This window comes from Reichenbachiella sp. MALMAid0571 (assembly GCF_040151475.1).
GTDB lineage: Bacteria > Bacteroidota > Bacteroidia > Cytophagales > Cyclobacteriaceae > CAXBNB01.
Map to the genome: position 1 here is coordinate 1 of NZ_JBDKWG010000061.1, position 425 is coordinate 425.

The window sequence follows — 425 nt, forward strand, 5'->3', positions numbered from 1 at the left end:
GTTTGAGTTTATAGAAATCTGGTACAACCGTAAAAGAAAACACTCATATCTAGGGTATAAAACCCCCGAACAATATGGGAAAATTAATTGTTCAATATGCGCTTAACTTTTTGTCCGGTTTTTTGTTGTAAGTCCACTATACTTGTACAATACTATAAACACATCATTGATTTCGTTGATATCGCCTATTTCAACGATTTAGACTTAATTCCCAACATAGAAGGGAATTTCAACAAAATTGGAGTGTTACTGAAACCAGATAATCTCAATGATAGACTTATTGAACTAGGAGTCTGTCGGACTTTCAATAATCAGGAGAGTAAAAAATTCAATTTTCAGAACCTAAAATTAGATTTTGATCGTCCCTTTTTCGAATACGGTTTTGGTTTTGGTTTTTTTTCCTGTTTTTGCGCTAAACCGGACTG

General features: G+C 33.4%; 2 protein-coding genes. Both read left to right on the forward strand.

Features of this window, described 5'->3' with window-relative positions; translation table 11 throughout:
* Window positions 1-106: IS3 family transposase (locus AAOP42_RS00855; protein ID WP_349526436.1), on the forward strand; the 106-nt coding region annotated here is incomplete at its 5' end.
* A partial coding sequence (locus AAOP42_RS00860; protein WP_349526558.1) for a hypothetical protein occupies window positions 97-425 on the forward strand: 329 nt, incomplete at its 3' end. The genes AAOP42_RS00855 and AAOP42_RS00860, both read left to right, overlap by 10 nt.